The sequence below is a fragment of the Bacillus taeanensis genome, assembly GCF_003318295.1.
Lineage (GTDB): Bacteria > Bacillota > Bacilli > Bacillales > UBA6769 > Maribacillus > Maribacillus taeanensis.
Map to the genome: position 1 here is coordinate 66,518 of NZ_QOCW01000017.1, position 15,733 is coordinate 82,250.

The following is a 15,733-nucleotide window of genomic DNA, read 5'->3' on the forward strand; positions in this document are numbered from 1 at the left end:
CTGGTCCATATGGACCAGCCGCTTTTTTTAGAGAAGTATGAATAGGGCAGTTTAGGAAACAGTAATAATTATAGGGAAAATGGGTTTTATTACGTACATATGGAGAATGGTAAACAAAATGGTGGAGAATTCAAAAATAAGCAGACGTCAATTTACGATCTTGGTTTCTTTATTCGTTATTGGAGATACAATTTTATATGTTCCTTCAAATGTTGCAACGGAAAGTATGGAAGATTCCTGGATTTCAGCACTTATTTCTTTAGGTGTGGGATTATTGCTTGTATCTTTGTACAGCGTGTTGGGCAGCCGCTTTCCTAACATAACACTGATAGAAATGAGTGAAAAAATTTTAGGGTCTTGGTTTGGAAAAATCGTCGGAATATTACTTGTTAGTTATTTTTTTCTTGATTCAGGGGTGATTCTTTGGCAAGTTGGCGATTTTATAGTAGCGCAGGTGCTGCCGGATACACCGATTCAATTTGTGCTAGTAATATTTTTACTTGTTGTAGTCATTGCGATGCGTCTTGGCATCGAAGCATTGAGTCATGCTGCAGAAATCTTTTTTCCTGTTGTGATCGTATTGTTTTTCATTCTTATATTTTTAATTTTTCCTCAAGTAGAACTAAAAAATTTACAGCCGTTGCTTGGAGAAGGATTTAAACCTGCCATTAGAGGCTCGCTTCCTTTAATTGGTTATTATTTGGAATCGGTCATTCTTTTAATGATTTTTCCATGTATCCAGCAAAAGATTAAAGTAGGAAGAGCTTATCGATTAGGGATGTTTATTGGAGGAAGTTTATTATTTATTATTATCTTTTTTAGTATCGCAGTGCTCGGTGCGGATTTCACAAATCGTCATATTTATCCAAGCTACATGTTAGCTAAAAAAATCACGGTAGGACATTTCCTAGAGCGGATTGAAGTTGTGATGGCTTCAATTTGGTTTTTTACGCTTTTTATTAAACTATCGCTTTGTTTTTATGCTTCTTTATTAGGAACCGCGCAGCTTTTAAGGTTGAAAAATTATCGTATTTTAACATTTCCATTTGCAGTTCTTTTAGTAATTGTTTCGCTTGCAGAAGTACCTGATTCGGTTTATTTTAATACATTTGTCTTGTCGGTATGGTGGCCGTATACGCTGGGTTACGGATTAGTGTTACCTTTGTTATTATTAGCAGCATCGAAATTTCGAAAAAAATTGTAAAAGAGGAATCATCATAAAGAATGCAGAGCTTTAAAAATTTTTAAACAGTTAATTAGAAAGTCTGATAGATAATCTTCCTAAAATTATGGTATATGCAGGCAACATATAGTACTATAATACATATATATAAACAAATCAGAAAATTAATAAAATTAAATCTTGTTTACATCTTAAAAATATAGGAAATAGACAAGGAGTAGGAGGATGGAGAACATGAAACATTACTGCAAACATTGTTTAAATATTTTTTCAGGAAATCACTGCCCCGCATGTCAAAGTAAAGATGTGCAGCAAATTAAAATAAACATCCAAAAATAACATCCTAGAGCAAATCTAGGATGTTATTTTTTGTGAATAAACGTTTGTAATCTAAACAAGATTGTTCATTTTAACTCCACTGTATGAAACGATTCTATCACCTGTTTGGATTCAAAATGAACGGATGATCTATATATTAAAAGTATGAAAATTCCTATAATTATGCTTGAGCTTGAATTGATGGTTGTTTTTATGTAAACTTTCTGAAGAGCAATTAAGCGAACTGCAAAGGGGAGATTTATAATGGGTAAAGTGTATGTGTTTGATCATCCGTTAATTCAGCATAAGTTAACATTTATTCGTGATAAAAATACAGGAACAAAAGAATTTCGTGAGCTTGTTGATGAAGTAGCATCTTTAATGGCATTTGAAATTACAAGACACCTTCCGCTTGAAGAAGTAACAGTAGAAACACCAGTTGAGACGGCAACAGCAAAAGTTCTTTCAGGTAAAAAATTAGGGCTTGTTCCCATTCTTCGCGCCGGTCTTGGGATGGTAGACGGGATTTTAAAGCTTATTCCAGCAGCAAAAGTAGGACATGTTGGGTTATACCGTGATCCAAAAACATTAAAGCCTGTTGAATATTATGTAAAACTTCCAAAGGATGTGGAAGAGCGTGAATTTATTGTGATTGATCCAATGCTTGCAACGGGCGGCTCTGCTGTTGAAGCGATTAACGCAATTAAAAAGCGCGGCGCAACAAACATTAAATTAATGTGTCTTGTTGCAGCCCCAGAAGGCGTTGAAATGATGCAGGAAGCACATCCAGATGTGGATATTTATCTTGCGGCGATGGACGAGAAGTTAAATGAAAAAGGTTATATCGTTCCAGGTCTTGGTGATGCTGGAGATCGTCTGTTTGGTACAAAATAAGGAAAAGAAACGATGAGAGGTTCGCTTAATAGAAGTGAGCCTTTTTTTGTTTTATAAAAGGAGATTTTTGCTGTTTGTGTGTTCTACATTTAAAACGTGTTTTTTCTTCATTTTTTGAGTAAAAATCCACGAACTTGACAAAAATAGGTTATGTTAAGGGGAGAAATGTGACTTTTTTGTTACAAATATAATTGAATAAATAAGGGAAGCGCTTTCCTTTTGAGGTAAAAGTTTATAGGAGATGCCTGAAAAAACTGATATATCAACGTTTATAGGCGGTGGGAATGATTGTTTCTCTCTGAATGTCGAGTTTTGTAATACATTGACATTGTAAGCCTACTATTGTATTCTTACTACGGATATATTGTTAAGGTTTACACGAATTTTTTCAAGTAACAATGTGCCAGCTTCATTTCATCTCCAGCATAGCACATCATCTTACATGTTAACGTGATGTTTGTCACATAATGTCACATATTAATTGCGAAAGTTTGTCGTTAATTGTTAGCAATGTTTCAAAGTCAAGCTGAAAGGAGCTTACGAGTGAAACAAGCAAAGCCCCCTTTATATGCAATGGCCCTTATGTCCGGGATTCTTGGACAGCTTGCCGGCGCTACAATATGCGGTGTTTTTTTAGGGAAATGGCTTGATAATCTCTTTCAAACAGCTCCGTTATGTTTAATTCTTGGCCTTTTTCTAGGGCTTGGAACAGGCATCTTTGGCATGATGACCCTTATTCGTAAGTATTCAGGAGAAGAGCGCTAATGCAAAAAGACCGCAACTTAAAACGTTTTATGCAGCTGACGGTATACATAATCGCGCTTTTAGTACTAGGGTGGGGATTTACTCCTTATCAGTCAGTCTTTCTTGGAGCCATATTAGGGCTTATTATAGGAAGCTTTAATATTTGGTTTATGTACCGAAAAGTCAAAAAACTCGGACAAGCAGCCGCAGAAGGAACGAAAGCTTATTCACTCGGGATGCTGACAAGATTTGCACTAGCAGGGCTCGCCGTCTTAGTTGCTCTAAGGTATCCAGACACATTCCATTTGTTAAGTATGGTAATAGGCTTTAGCAGTGCCTACATTATCATCTTTATAGATTTTTTCCTTAAAACAATACGTACTCAGTAGGAAGCGAGGTGAAACAATTGGAACATCATGCTCCGATAGCAGAGTTTTTAGGTTTAACATTTAATTTATCAAATGTCCTTATGACAACCATTGCAGCTGTCATCGTATTTATTATCGCAGTTATTGGCACACGCTCATTACAAATGCGTCCAACAGGGGTGCAGAACTTCATGGAATGGGTGATGGACTTTGTAAAAGGCATTATCAACAGCACAATGGATTGGAAAACAGGTGGACGTTTCTTAACACTTGGCATGACATTATTAATGTATGTCTTTGTATCCAACATGTTAGGTTTACCTTTTGCGATCATTGTAGGAGAGGAACACACGCTTTGGTGGAAATCACCAACAGCTGACCCGACAATCACATTAACACTTGCAGTAATGGTGGTTGCACTTTCACACTTCTATGGTGTGAAGATGAAGGGGGCTTCTGAGTACGGAAAAGATTTCTTCCGTCCGCTGCCGTTTTTATTCCCACTAAAGATTATTGAGGAGTTTGCGAACACATTAACGCTTGGTCTTCGTCTTTACGGGAACATTTATGCAGGTGAGGTATTACTCGGCTTACTTGCAGCACTTGGAACAAGCGGGGTGCTTGGCGCCGTTGGCGGTGCAATCCCGATGTTAGCTTGGCAAGGCTTCAGTATTTTCGTAGGTGCAATTCAGGCATTTATTTTCACTATGTTAACAATGGTATACTTGGCCCACAAAGTGAGCGAAGACCATTAATAAAATAAATTAAAATACTATTTTTAAACAATAAGAGGAGGAAATTAACATGGGTCTTTTAGCAGCTGCAATCGCAGTAGGTTTAGCGGCACTTGGTGCTGGTATTGGTAACGGTCTTATCGTAAGTCGTACAGTAGAAGGTATTGCTCGTCAACCGGAACTTAAAGGTGCACTTCAAACGACAATGTTCATCGGGGTAGCGTTAGTAGAGGCGGTTCCAATTATCGCCGTAGTTATTGCCTTCATCGTAATGGGTGGCTAATTACAGCCTTTAATACGAATTGAAAAAAGCTTTTTATTAGTGAATGTGGCGAAGTTAGTCCAATTCTAGTAAGGGTTCGAGAGAAGGGCTTGTCGAATTCTTCGGACATCTCATGTGAAGAAGAGGACCTTCGCCATTCCTTATGTAGACCTAGAAGGGAGTGACTGCAGTGGATTTCTTGAATCCCGCGAATACCGTATTAGCTGCAACGCTTAATACAGGCGATATTCTTTATCAGCTTGTTTTATTCCTAGTATTATTAGCGTTATTACGCAAGTTCGCATGGGGTCCATTAATGGGCATCATGAAACAGCGTGAACAACATATTTCATCTGAAATCGAAACAGCAGAAAAAAATCGCAAAGAAGCTGCAACATATTTAGAGCAGCAGCGCGATGAATTAAAGAAAGCGCGTGAAGAAGCACAAGGCATTATTGAAAGTGCGAAAAAGCTTGGCGAAAGCCAACGTGAAGAAATTATCGAAGCGTCTCGTAAAGAAGCAGAACGCATTAAGCAGGATGCTCTTGCACAAATCGAGCGTGAAAAAGACGCAGCCGTTTCCGCATTACGCGAACAAGTTTCTTCTTTATCTATTATGATTGCTTCTAAAGTAATTGAAAAAGAGCTTAATGAAGGTGAACAAGAGAAACTTATCAACGAATACCTTCAAGAGGTAGGAGATAAGCGATGAGTAAGGATAACGAAGTAGTAGCAAAACGCTATGCTGCCGCGCTTTTTGAAATTGCAAAAGAACAAAATGTCTTAGCTCAAGTTGAAAAAGACATGGAGCTTGTAAAAGACGTTGTTTTAAATAAAGCAGAACTGCAATCTTTCTTAGCACATCCAAAAGTTGCTGTCGCAAAAAAGCAGCACGTTGTGAAAGAAAGCTTTAGTAAATCTGTTTCACAGCACGTATTAAATACGCTTTTGCTTTTAGTGGAACGTCACCGCGGTGACATCATTGATTCTGTGGCAGTGGAATTCTTTAAGCTTGCTTATGAAGAAAGAAGCGTTGCAGAAGCAAAAGTTTATTCAGTTAAGCCGCTTTCTGATGCGGAAAAGGCATCATTGTCAGAAATTTTCGCGAAAAAAGCCGGCAAAAAAACATTAAAGATTGAAAACAAAATCGATAAAAACTTACTTGGCGGCGTGAAGATTCAGATCGGAAATCGTATTTACGATGGAAGCGTTAGCGGTAAATTAGCGCGAATCGAGCGTCAATTAGTAAGGAAATAAGATTTTAAGAGGGCAAAACCCTTTCTTTTTATGAACAACTTAAAATGCTGGTTCAATAAATCGTTTATTTATTGAGCTACATCTGACGATAGGGGTGAAAATTCATGAGCATCAAAGCAGATGAAATCAGTGCACTGATAAAACAGCAAATCGCAAATTATCAAACTGAAATCGAAGTGAACGATGTGGGTACAGTTATCCAAGTTGGTGACGGTATCGCCCGCGTTCACGGTTTAGATAACGTAATGGCCGGAGAGCTCGTTGAATTCCAAAATGGTGTTATGGGTATGGCACAAAACCTTGAGGAAAACAACGTAGGTATCGTAATCCTAGGTCCATATACTGATATTCGCGAAGGCGATGAAGTAAAACGTACGAACCGCATCATGGAAGTACCAGTAGGTGAACAACTACTTGGACGTGTTGTAAACTCGTTAGGACAACCTGTTGATGGTCTTGGTCCAATCGAAACAACAAAATCTCGTCCAATCGAAGGTCCAGCACCGGGTGTTATGGATCGTAAATCTGTACACGAGCCGCTTCAAACAGGAATTAAAGCGATCGATGCGCTTGTTCCAATCGGTCGTGGTCAGCGTGAGTTAATCATTGGTGACCGTCAAACTGGTAAAACAGCGGTTGCGATTGATACAATTTTAAACCAAAAAGACGAAGATATGATTTGTATCTACGTTGCCATTGGTCAAAAAGAATCAACAGTTCGTGGTGTAGTAGAAACATTACGTAAGCACGGTGCATTAGATTACACAATCGTTGTAACAGCAAGTGCATCGCAGCCGGCACCACTTTTATATTTAGCACCATATACAGGAGTTACAATGGGTGAGGAGTTCATGTACAACGGCAAGCACGTATTAGTTGTATATGATGACTTATCAAAGCAAGCTGCTGCATATCGTGAGCTTTCATTATTACTTCGTCGTCCTCCAGGTCGTGAAGCATTCCCAGGGGATGTATTCTACTTACACTCTCGTCTACTCGAGCGTGCGGCGAAATTAAGCGACGCAAAAGGCGGCGGTTCACTTACTGCGCTTCCATTTATCGAAACGCAAGCAGGTGACGTTTCTGCTTATATCCCAACAAACGTAATCTCAATCACAGACGGACAAATCTTCTTACAGTCTGATCTCTTCTTCTCAGGTGTGCGTCCAGCGATTAACGCGGGTCTTTCTGTATCACGTGTAGGTGGTTCCGCACAAATTAAAGCGATGAAGAAGGTAGCCGGTACACTTCGTCTTGACCTTGCTGCATATCGTGAATTAGAAGCATTCGCACAGTTTGGTTCTGATCTTGATAAAGCAACACAAGCAAAACTGAACCGTGGTGCACGTACGGTAGAAATTTTAAAACAAGGCTTGCATAAGCCGCTTGTTGTTGAAAAGCAAGTTGTCAGTCTTTATGCGTTAACGCGTGGACTTTTAGACGACATTCCTGTAGCGGATGTAACTCGTTTTGAGGAAGAAATGTTAACATGGATTGAACATAATAAGAAAGAAATCCTTGATACAATTCGTGAAACAAAAGGTCTTCCTGCTGACGAAGATATTCAAGCAGCGATTAAAGAATTCAAGAAAACTTTTGCGGTTTCAGAGTAATAGAATGATTGTCTAACACGAGAAGCCAAATAGATGGAGGTTGCTTGAGGTGACTACTTGCGAACGTCAAGTCTGCTTCCTTATTTGGTCTCGAGCTTAGCGAAAAGGTGGTGAGATTGAGTGGCATCTTTACGTGATATTAAGACGCGGATCACGTCCACGAAGAAAACAAAGCAAATTACAAAAGCGATGGAAATGGTTTCTGCAGCCAAACTAAATCGCGCTGAACAAAATGCGAAAACATTTACGGTATATATGGATAAAATCCAAGAAGTAGTGGCAAGTGTGGCGCTCGGAAGCAAAGACGCAACACATCCAATGCTTGAAAGCCGCCCAGTAAAGAAGACAGGTTATCTTGTCATCACATCTGACCGTGGCCTTGCGGGAGCTTACAACAGTAACGTTCTTCGTAATGTGTACAACACAATTAATGAACGTCATAAGTCAAAAGACGAGTATACGATCATCGTGTTCGGTAAAGTGGGATTAAAATTCTTTGAAAAGCGCGGTATGCCGGTAGTGGATAGCATTACAGGGGTTAGTGATCAACCTGAATTTGCTGATATTAAGGAAATTGCAGCGAAAGCAGTAGGGATGTTCTCGGATGGAACATTTGATGAGCTGTACATGTACTACAACCACTATGTTAGTGCCATTCAACAAACGTTAACAGAGAAGAAAGTGCTTCCGTTAACAGATTTAGCAGCGAATCAATCGTCTTTAAGCAGTTACGAGTATGAGCCTTCTGAAGAAGCAATTTTAGAAGTGCTTTTACCGCAATATGCTGAAAGCTTAATTTATGGTGCTTTACTTGATGGAAAAGCAAGTGAGCACGGCGCGCGTATGTCTGCAATGAAAAGTGCGACAGATAATGCCGATGAGCTTATCCGTTCACTTACATTATCATACAACCGTGCCCGTCAAGCAGCGATCACGCAGGAAATTACCGAGATCGTCGGCGGTGCGGCAGCGTTAGAATAGTAAAGTGGAATCGTCGATATAAACGAACGGAATATAGATGCGTGTTTAAAGCGCAAAAAATCAATGCATGAGATGACTGGGATAATCCTCGTCATCTCAACCTCGAAATGTTGTTAGGAGGGAAAAAGGATGAACAAAGGACGCGTTACTCAAGTTATGGGTCCGGTTGTTGACGTAAAATTCGACAGCGGTGCACTCCCTGAAATTTATAATGCCCTTAAGGTTGAATACAAAGCGCAGTCTGAAACTGAAGTAAGCATTAGTCTTACATTAGAAGTTGCGCTTCACCTTGGAGATGACACTGTACGTACAGTAGCAATGGCATCTACTGATGGTTTAATGCGTGGTGTTGAAGTAGTAGATACAGGTGCTCCTATTTCCGTACCTGTTGGAAATGCGACATTAGGTCGCGTATTTAATGTATTAGGTGAGTCAATTGACTTAGATGAGAAAATTGGAGCTGATGTACAGCGTGATCCAATCCACCGTCAAGCACCTACATTTGAAAATCTTTCAACAACAACTGAAATTCTTGAAACAGGAATTAAAGTTGTAGACTTACTTGCTCCTTATATTAAGGGTGGTAAGATCGGGTTATTCGGTGGTGCCGGCGTAGGTAAAACCGTATTAATTCAAGAGCTTATCAATAATATCGCCCAAGAGCACGGCGGTATCTCAGTATTCGCTGGTGTAGGTGAGCGTACGCGTGAAGGAAACGACCTATACTTCGAAATGAAAGATTCTGGCGTAATTAACAAAACAGCGATGGTATTCGGACAAATGAACGAGCCGCCTGGAGCGCGTCAACGTGTTGCGTTAACAGGTCTTACAATGGCCGAGCATTTCCGTGATGAGCAAGGTCAAGACGTATTATTCTTCATTGACAACATCTTCCGTTTTACACAAGCAGGTTCAGAGGTATCAGCCCTTCTTGGCCGTATGCCATCTGCCGTTGGTTACCAACCAACACTTGCAACGGAAATGGGTCAATTACAAGAGCGTATTACATCAACAAACGTTGGTTCTGTAACATCAATCCAAGCGATTTATGTACCAGCCGATGACTATACGGATCCGGCTCCGGCAACAACGTTTGCTCACTTAGATGCAACAACGAACCTTGAGCGTAAGCTTTCTGAGATGGGTATTTACCCTGCGGTAGACCCTCTTGCATCAACTTCACGTGCACTGTCTCCTGAAGTTGTTGGTGAAGAGCATTACAGTGTAGCTCGCCGTGTGCAGCAAACCCTTCAAAAGTACAAAGAGCTTCAAGATATTATCGCAATCCTTGGTATGGACGAGTTATCTGAAGAAGATAAATTAACTGTTGCACGTGCGCGTCGTATTCAGTTCTTCTTATCTCAAAACTTCCACGTTGCGGAACAGTTTACAGGTCAAAAAGGTTCATACGTACCAGTTAAAGAAACGGTTCAAGGATTTAAAGAAATTCTTGAAGGTAAATATGACCACCTTCCTGAAGATGCATTCCGTCTCGTTGGACGCATTGAAGAAGTGGTTGAAAAAGCAAAAGAGATGGAAGCGAACGTTTAATACACTCTCATAAGAAATAAACCAAAGGAGGAGGGGGTACTATGAAGACGTTAAAAGTCAGCGTCGTTACCCCTGACGGCCCGGTTTTTGAGGGAGAGGCTAGTATGGTTAGTGCGAGATCACAAAGCGGGGAGCTTGGTATTTTACCAGGTCACATTCCGCTTGTCGCTCCGCTTACCATTAGTGCAGTTCGTCTCCAACAATCTGGCAACACGCAAATGGTGGCCGTCAGTGGAGGCTTTATCGAAGTTCGCCCTGATCAAGTAACAGTACTTGCTCAGTCAGCCGAACTGCCTTCAAGTATTGATGTCAATCGCGCTCGTGCCGCAAAAGAGCGTGCAGAGCGCCGCTTAAATGATGCAAAACAAGATAATGTTGACTTTAAACGCGCTGAAATCGCGTTAAAGCGTGCAGTCAATCGTTTAGATATTGCACAAAACAAATAATAAAAAAGCGCCCATTGCGGCGCTTTTTTATTATTTGTCCTCTCTATATGGACAAAATGCATGGTATGTCTTTTTGCGGGGTCAGACCCCTTATTTCACTACACCTAATTCATCTAAAGCTTGCGCGACAGTCATTTTTGTTTTAACATCTTCAAACTCCACTCCTAAACTTACGAGTGTTTGGGCGATTTCAGGTCGTATTCCGGTTAAAGTTGCTTTTACACCAATGAGCTTTAATACTTTTACCACTTTAAAAATATTATAAGCAACCATTGTATCAATCATTGGTACTCCTGAAACATCAATAATTAAATGTTTTAATTTTAGCTGCGCACTTTTTTCTAACGCGATTTCCATAATTAAGTTTGCGCGGTGTGTATCAATTTCCCCAATAAGCGGAAGAACTCCGATTTCTTTGCAAAGCGGGACAACCGGAGCAGATAATTCTTCCATCGCACTATGAGCAAGCTTCATAAGCCGGTTATGATGATTTAAATAAATCGTGCTGAAAATAAAGCTAATTTCATCAAGTAAAGGGTCAATGATTTTACTTACATCAAGCATTGTAATAGGCTCGAAGCGTCTTTGATTCAATTCATCGGTAAACACTTCCCATATGACAGTGCGGTACGAAGTAAGTGCTCGAATGGATTGATCTAAAGGGATGCCTTTTTGAAGGGCTGTTTCCCCTACGTTTTGTGCCCAGGCTTTTATTTTCTCAGCCATCATTTCCCGGTCTTTGTATAACGCTTCTCCTAAATAGTGAATAAGTTCTGTGCGCCAATTTTCAACTTGAGATAGCTCAATCTCAGCTTCTTGGATTTTTTTGCAATAGTCTTTATCATGAAGTTGAAGCAGGTTTTTCACTAATTGTTCTTTATTTTCAATGATTATGTTGCCTATGTACTTCAATTCCTCTCTCATAAGCAGCTGCCATCTCCTCTGAAGTGTAAGATAATACTATCGTAAAACATATAAAATCTTTAGGCAATAAATAAGGGGCTGTACTTTTTTTATTATTTGTCCTCTCCATATGAACAAAATAGGGTAAGTGTCTTTTTGTGGGGGCAGACCCCCAATTAGTGGTGTCGACACCAATATTTGTATTTGTTATAATAAGTACAAAGAGAAAACTCTTATTAAGAAAGCCTTCATTTAGATTGGAGAAGATGCGATGGAGACGACTTATTACGTGTATCAAAACAGTTACATTATTGTCGGAATCTTTCTTCTACTCGGGATTTTGCTGCCGGCTGTTGCGTTAACAGCAGGGAAACTTCTCAGGCCAAACAAGCCTACCCGCGAAAAGCAGACAACCTATGAAAGCGGGATTGAGCCGTTTCATCAAAGTTGGGTCCGTTTTAATGTAAGGTATTATATTTTTGCGTTAATGTTTGTCATTTTTGATGTTGAAACCGTATTTCTATATCCGTGGGCTGTCGCATACGATGAGCTAGGATTATTTGCATTAATTGAAATGTTAATTTTTATCGTCATGCTTTTAATCGGATTAATTTATGCATGGAAGAAGAAGGTGTTAACATGGATATGAATTTAGAGAACATTACACCAGAAGAACAAGAAGAGTTAAATCGCAATGTCTTTTTTTCAACACTTGAGCAAGTAAAAGGATGGGCGCGGAGCAATTCCCTTTGGCCGCTTACATTTGGGCTTGCCTGCTGTGCAATCGAAATGATGGGTGTTGGTGCCTCACACTATGACCTCGACCGCTTTGGCTCCTTTTTCCGTACCTCACCACGACAATCAGACGTTATGATTGTGTCAGGAACTGTTACAAAAAAAATGGCTCCTGTTTTAAAGCGTCTCTATGATCAAATGCCTGAACCGAAATGGGTAATCGCAATGGGTTCCTGCGCAACAGCTGGTGGACCGTACATAAAGTCTTATGCTGTTGTAAAAGGTGTTGACCAGATTGTCCCTGTTGATGTATATATTCCAGGCTGTCCACCAAATCCAGCTGCACTTATTTATGGAATTAATAAATTACAAGAAAAAATCCGTTATGAAGCAAAAACCGGAAAGCGGGTGACAAGTCAATGACGAATGACAAAGACCCAAAAAAGCCTCATAGCGATTTAGAGCAATCAGAAGAAAAGGAAACGCTTTCAAAAGATGGAGACGATTTAGCGAAGAAAAAAGCAGCGGCAGCGGCAAAAGCAAAAGCGGCCGCGCTCGCAAAACAAAAAGCAAAAGAAATGCAGGAGAGTACATCGGAAGAATCATCCAGCGATGAAGATCTCGCCAAGAAAAAAGCAGCGGCGGCAGCAAAGGCAAAGGCGGCCGCGCTCGCAAAACAAAAAGCAAAAGAAATGCAGGAGAGTACATCGGAAGAGTCATCCAGCGATGAAGATCTCGCCAAGAAAAAAGCAGTGGCAGCGGCAAAAGCAAAAGCGGCCGCACTCGCAAAACAAAAAGCAAAAGAAATGCAGGAGAGTACATCAGAAGAGTCATCCAGCGATGAAGATCTTGCCAAGAAAAAGGCAGCGGCAGCCGCAAAGGCAAAGGCGGCCGCGCTCGCAAAACAAAAAGCAAAAGAAATGCAGGAGAGTACATCGGAAGAGTCAGCCAGTGATGAAGATCTTGCGAAGAAAAAGGCAGCGGCCGTCGCCAAAGCGAAAGCGGCAGCCGCAGCTCGGGCAAAAGCGGGCGGCGGGGCATCAGATGATGAAAAAGCAAAAGCGATCGCTGCAGCGAAAGCAAAAGCCGCAGCCGCAGCCGCTGCCAAAGCAAAACAAGCAAAAGCTTCTGAAGAGCCTGCTGAAGAAGAACAGCCATCACCGAATCAGCCAATGCTCGATAAATATGTCAAAGTCATTACAGAACATATCGGAAAAGATGTGTTTGAAGAGTCTTATATTAATAAACTTGGAAAAGATGTGCCAACGCTTATCGTAAAGCTTGAATGCTATTATCAAGTGATGGAGTTTTTACGAAAAAATGAACAGCTTGCTTTTGACTACTGCTCAGAGCTTCACGGCACAGACTTTGAAACACATATGGAAGTGTATGTGTATTTGTATTCGTACCGCAACAAGCAGTCAGCCGCCGTAAAGGTAAAGCTTGACCGCGACAAACCAGTTGTTCCATCAATTACGCCGATTTGGCTTGGCGCGGATTGGCCGGAGCGGGAAGCATATGATTTACTGGGCATTGAATTTACAGGACATCCAAATTTAACGCGGATTTTGCTTACAGAAGATTGGGTTGGCTATCCGCTTCGTAAAGATTATGAGCCGTTTGACGTGGAGGTGTAGAAGGTGATTCGTACAGAGGAAATGCTTTTAAATGTCGGGCCGCAGCACCCGAGTACACACGGTGTGTTTCGAATTGTCTTGAAAATTGATGGAGAAACGATTAAAGAAGCAACACCTGTGATCGGCTATCTTCACCGCGGCACCGAAAAGCTTGCAGAAGATCTGCAGTATACGCAAATTATCCCGTATACAGATCGAATGGATTATTTATCAGCGATGACAAACAACTATGTGCTCTGTCATGCGGTGGAAACAATGATGAACCTTGAAGTGCCGGAACGGGCGGAATATTTGCGTGTTCTTGTGATGGAACTTGGGCGAATTGCCAGTCATTTCGTTTGGTATGGTACATATTTATTGGATATCGGTGCATTAAGCCCATTCCTCTACGCATTTCGTGAGCGGGAAATGATTATTAATCTTTTAAATGAGATTTCAGGTGCTCGTCTTACATTTAACTATATGCGTGTTGGCGGCGTGAAGTGGGATGCGCCGGAGGGCTGGATTCAAAAGGTAAGAGACTTGTTGCCTTATTTACGCGAACAGCTTGCCGGCTATCATGAACTTGTTTCTGGAAATGAAATCTTTCTGCAGCGTGTAAAAGGTGTCGGTGTTTATTCCAAAGAAGAAGCACTGCAATATTCGTTAAGCGGCGCAAATCTTCGCTGTACAGGTGTTGAGTGGGATCTTCGTAAAGATGAGCCGTATTCAATTTATGATCACTTCGATTTTAACGTACCTGTCCGCACAGCAGGGGATGCGTGGTCGCGTTATCAGTGCCGCATGGCGGAAGTAGAGGAATCAATTAAAATCGTCGAGCAGGCTGTTGAGCAGTTTCCGGAAGAAGGCGAGATTATGGCGAAAGTACCGCGGATTATTAAGCCGCCAAAAGGCGAGACATATGTCCGCATTGAGTCACCGCGCGGCGAGATTGGCTGTTATATTGCATCAGATGGAAAAAAGGAGCCGTACCGCTTGAAGTTTCGCCGGCCATCGTTTTATAATCTGCAAATTTTGCCGAAGCTGTTAAAAGGCGAAAACATTGCGAACTTAATTACGATTCTTGGAGGCATTGATATTGTCCTTGGGGAGGTTGACGGCTAATGAATGAACTGCTTCAATCAGCACCAAATTGGACGAATACGGCGATTTTCTTCTTTTTAGGTGTGTCATTATTAATGACAGTATTAGGATTCGTAACGTACGGCATTTTAGCGGAACGAAAAGTGCTCGGCTTTATGCAGGCACGGATGGGACCGAGTCGTGTTGGCGGCCGCTTTGGTTTATTACAAACAGTCGCGGACGTGTTGAAGCTGTTATTAAAAGAAGATACGATTCCAAAACTTGCCGATCGGCCCCTGTTTATACTCGCACCAGTACTTGCTTTTGCGCCGGCATTTATGGTGCTTGCGGCAATTCCGTTTAGTGAAAACTTAAAGTTTGCTGATATTGGGGTTGGACTGCTTTATTATATTGCTGTTTCTGGCATTTCAACAATTGGCGTCTTACTTGGCGGCTGGGCATCGAATAACAAATATGCGCTTCTTGGTGGAATGCGTTCAGCGGCACAGATGATTTCATATGAAATTCCCTTAGTGATGTCAGTTGTTGGCATTGTGCTGTTAACAGGAAGCTTAAACTTAACTGAAATTGTTGCTGCACAAGAAAATATCGCCTATATCTTTCTGCAGCCTGTTGCCTTTTTAGTGTTTTTAATTGCGGCAACAGCTGAGTTAAACCGGACGCCATTTGACCTGCCGGAAGCGGAATCAGAGCTTGTTGCCGGCTATCATGTTGAATATTCAGGCTTTCGCTGGGCGTTTTTTATGCTTTCTGAGTATGTTTATTTATTTGCGATGGCGTCTTTAACAACCATTTTATTTTTAGGGGGATGGCATCCGCCGCTTCCGTTTTTAGGATTTATTCCAGGCGTGGTTTGGTTTGCACTGAAGTTTATGAGCATTGTCTTTATTATGATTTGGTTCCGCGCTTCATTTCCAAGGATTCGCGCCGATCAATTAATGTCCTTTGGCTGGAAAGTGCTTCTACCGGTGGCGCTTGCGAACATCTTTGTAACTGCCTTTATAAAAGAGCTATTTTTCTAGTA

At 41.0% G+C, this 15,733-nt stretch carries 18 protein-coding genes; 17 read left to right on the plus strand and 1 reads right to left on the minus strand.

Going from position 1 to position 15,733, the window contains the following annotated elements; genetic code table 11:
* The first annotated feature begins 106 nt into the window (after positions 1–106).
* The 12 genes from DS031_RS15300 to DS031_RS15355 all read left to right on the plus strand — a co-directional run bounded on the left by DS031_RS15300 (position 107) and on the right by DS031_RS15355 (position 10,351).
* Entirely contained in the window at positions 107–1,204 is a 1,098-nt protein-coding gene (locus DS031_RS15300; protein WP_245947464.1) for a GerAB/ArcD/ProY family transporter, read from the plus strand.
* A gap of 561 nt (positions 1,205–1,765) precedes the next feature.
* Complete coding sequence (gene upp, locus DS031_RS15305; RefSeq protein WP_113806946.1) at positions 1,766–2,395, plus strand: uracil phosphoribosyltransferase; 630 nt, start codon at positions 1,766–1,768, stop codon at positions 2,393–2,395.
* A 543-nt stretch (positions 2,396–2,938) separates the two neighbouring features.
* A complete protein-coding gene (locus tag DS031_RS15310) occupies positions 2,939–3,160 on the plus strand; it encodes an AtpZ/AtpI family protein (RefSeq protein WP_425451973.1) in 222 nt (73 codons plus the stop codon).
* A complete protein-coding gene (locus DS031_RS15315; RefSeq protein ID WP_113806947.1) occupies positions 3,160–3,528 on the plus strand; it encodes an ATP synthase subunit I in 369 nt (122 codons plus the stop codon). The genes DS031_RS15310 and DS031_RS15315 overlap by 1 nt, the downstream gene beginning before the upstream one ends.
* 17 nt (positions 3,529–3,545) lie before the next feature.
* Positions 3,546–4,262 carry a F0F1 ATP synthase subunit A gene (gene atpB, locus DS031_RS15320; protein ID WP_113806948.1) on the plus strand — a complete coding sequence of 239 codons (717 nt, stop codon included), beginning with the start codon at positions 3,546–3,548 and terminating at the stop codon, positions 4,260–4,262.
* Positions 4,263–4,311: 49 nt separating this feature from the next.
* Complete coding sequence (atpE, locus tag DS031_RS15325; protein WP_113806949.1) at positions 4,312–4,524, plus strand: F0F1 ATP synthase subunit C; 213 nt, start codon at positions 4,312–4,314, stop codon at positions 4,522–4,524.
* A gap of 169 nt (positions 4,525–4,693) precedes the next feature.
* Positions 4,694–5,215: a F0F1 ATP synthase subunit B gene (gene atpF / locus DS031_RS15330; RefSeq protein WP_113806950.1), complete on the plus strand. Its 522-nt coding sequence runs from the start codon at positions 4,694–4,696 to the stop codon at positions 5,213–5,215.
* Positions 5,212–5,760, plus strand: a complete 549-nt coding sequence (locus DS031_RS15335) for a F0F1 ATP synthase subunit delta (protein ID WP_113806951.1) — start codon at positions 5,212–5,214, stop codon at positions 5,758–5,760. The genes atpF and DS031_RS15335 overlap by 4 nt, the downstream gene beginning before the upstream one ends.
* 104 nt (positions 5,761–5,864) lie before the next feature.
* Complete coding sequence (gene atpA, locus DS031_RS15340; protein ID WP_113806952.1) at positions 5,865–7,373, plus strand: F0F1 ATP synthase subunit alpha; 1,509 nt, start codon at positions 5,865–5,867, stop codon at positions 7,371–7,373.
* Between the two features lie 120 nt (positions 7,374–7,493).
* Positions 7,494–8,354 (plus strand): F0F1 ATP synthase subunit gamma, encoded by an 861-nt coding sequence (locus tag DS031_RS15345; RefSeq protein ID WP_113806953.1) that lies wholly within the window; start codon positions 7,494–7,496, stop codon positions 8,352–8,354.
* A 129-nt stretch (positions 8,355–8,483) separates the two neighbouring features.
* Complete coding sequence (gene atpD, locus DS031_RS15350) at positions 8,484–9,905, plus strand: F0F1 ATP synthase subunit beta (protein ID WP_113806954.1); 1,422 nt, start codon at positions 8,484–8,486, stop codon at positions 9,903–9,905.
* Positions 9,906–9,946: 41 nt separating this feature from the next.
* Positions 9,947–10,351: a F0F1 ATP synthase subunit epsilon gene (locus DS031_RS15355; RefSeq protein WP_113806955.1), complete on the plus strand. Its 405-nt coding sequence runs from the start codon at positions 9,947–9,949 to the stop codon at positions 10,349–10,351.
* Positions 10,352–10,441: 90 nt separating this feature from the next.
* Here DS031_RS15355 and DS031_RS15360 read toward each other — a convergent pair whose 3' ends face one another.
* Complete coding sequence (locus DS031_RS15360) at positions 10,442–11,275, minus strand: STAS domain-containing protein (protein ID WP_113806956.1); 834 nt, start codon at positions 11,273–11,275, stop codon at positions 10,442–10,444.
* A 250-nt stretch (positions 11,276–11,525) separates the two neighbouring features.
* Here DS031_RS15360 and DS031_RS15365 point away from each other — a divergent pair, with 250 nt between their 5' ends.
* From DS031_RS15365 to nuoH, 5 genes are read left to right on the plus strand one after another with little or no spacing between them, the layout of a single operon-like run.
* A complete protein-coding gene (locus DS031_RS15365; protein ID WP_113806957.1) occupies positions 11,526–11,903 on the plus strand; it encodes an NADH-quinone oxidoreductase subunit A in 378 nt (125 codons plus the stop codon).
* A complete protein-coding gene (locus DS031_RS15370) occupies positions 11,894–12,412 on the plus strand; it encodes a NuoB/complex I 20 kDa subunit family protein (protein WP_113806958.1) in 519 nt (172 codons plus the stop codon). The genes DS031_RS15365 and DS031_RS15370 overlap by 10 nt, the downstream gene beginning before the upstream one ends.
* Complete coding sequence (locus DS031_RS15375; RefSeq protein WP_113806959.1) at positions 12,409–13,626, plus strand: NADH-quinone oxidoreductase subunit C; 1,218 nt, start codon at positions 12,409–12,411, stop codon at positions 13,624–13,626. The genes DS031_RS15370 and DS031_RS15375 overlap by 4 nt, the downstream gene beginning before the upstream one ends.
* Before the next feature lie 3 nt (positions 13,627–13,629).
* Positions 13,630–14,730 (plus strand): NADH-quinone oxidoreductase subunit D, encoded by a 1,101-nt coding sequence (locus tag DS031_RS15380; RefSeq protein ID WP_113806960.1) that lies wholly within the window; start codon positions 13,630–13,632, stop codon positions 14,728–14,730.
* Positions 14,730–15,731 carry an NADH-quinone oxidoreductase subunit NuoH gene (gene nuoH, locus DS031_RS15385; RefSeq protein ID WP_113806961.1) on the plus strand — a complete coding sequence of 334 codons (1,002 nt, stop codon included), beginning with the start codon at positions 14,730–14,732 and terminating at the stop codon, positions 15,729–15,731. Before DS031_RS15380 ends, nuoH begins: the two co-directional genes overlap by 1 nt.
* The last annotated feature ends 2 nt before the right edge of the window (positions 15,732–15,733 follow it).

Excerpts from the sequence above, each read along its gene's own strand:
- DS031_RS15300 (WP_245947464.1), top strand. The coding sequence starts at position 107 with ATGGTAAACAAAATGGTGGAGAATTCAAAAATAAGCAGACGTCAATTT.
- upp (WP_113806946.1), top strand. The coding sequence starts at position 1,766 with ATGGGTAAAGTGTATGTGTTTGATCATCCGTTAATTCAGCATAAGTTA.
- DS031_RS15315 (WP_113806947.1), top strand. The coding sequence starts at position 3,160 with ATGCAAAAAGACCGCAACTTAAAACGTTTTATGCAGCTGACGGTATAC.
- atpE (WP_113806949.1), top strand. The coding sequence starts at position 4,312 with ATGGGTCTTTTAGCAGCTGCAATCGCAGTAGGTTTAGCGGCACTTGGT.
- DS031_RS15335 (WP_113806951.1), top strand. The coding sequence starts at position 5,212 with ATGAGTAAGGATAACGAAGTAGTAGCAAAACGCTATGCTGCCGCGCTT.
- atpA (WP_113806952.1), top strand. The coding sequence starts at position 5,865 with ATGAGCATCAAAGCAGATGAAATCAGTGCACTGATAAAACAGCAAATC.
- atpD (WP_113806954.1), top strand. The coding sequence starts at position 8,484 with ATGAACAAAGGACGCGTTACTCAAGTTATGGGTCCGGTTGTTGACGTA.
- DS031_RS15355 (WP_113806955.1), top strand. The coding sequence starts at position 9,947 with ATGAAGACGTTAAAAGTCAGCGTCGTTACCCCTGACGGCCCGGTTTTT.
- DS031_RS15360 (WP_113806956.1), bottom strand. The coding sequence starts at position 11,275 with ATGAGAGAGGAATTGAAGTACATAGGCAACATAATCATTGAAAATAAA.
- DS031_RS15365 (WP_113806957.1), top strand. The coding sequence starts at position 11,526 with ATGGAGACGACTTATTACGTGTATCAAAACAGTTACATTATTGTCGGA.
- DS031_RS15370 (WP_113806958.1), top strand. The coding sequence starts at position 11,894 with ATGGATATGAATTTAGAGAACATTACACCAGAAGAACAAGAAGAGTTA.
- DS031_RS15375 (WP_113806959.1), top strand. The coding sequence starts at position 12,409 with ATGACGAATGACAAAGACCCAAAAAAGCCTCATAGCGATTTAGAGCAA.
- nuoH (WP_113806961.1), top strand. The coding sequence starts at position 14,730 with ATGAATGAACTGCTTCAATCAGCACCAAATTGGACGAATACGGCGATT.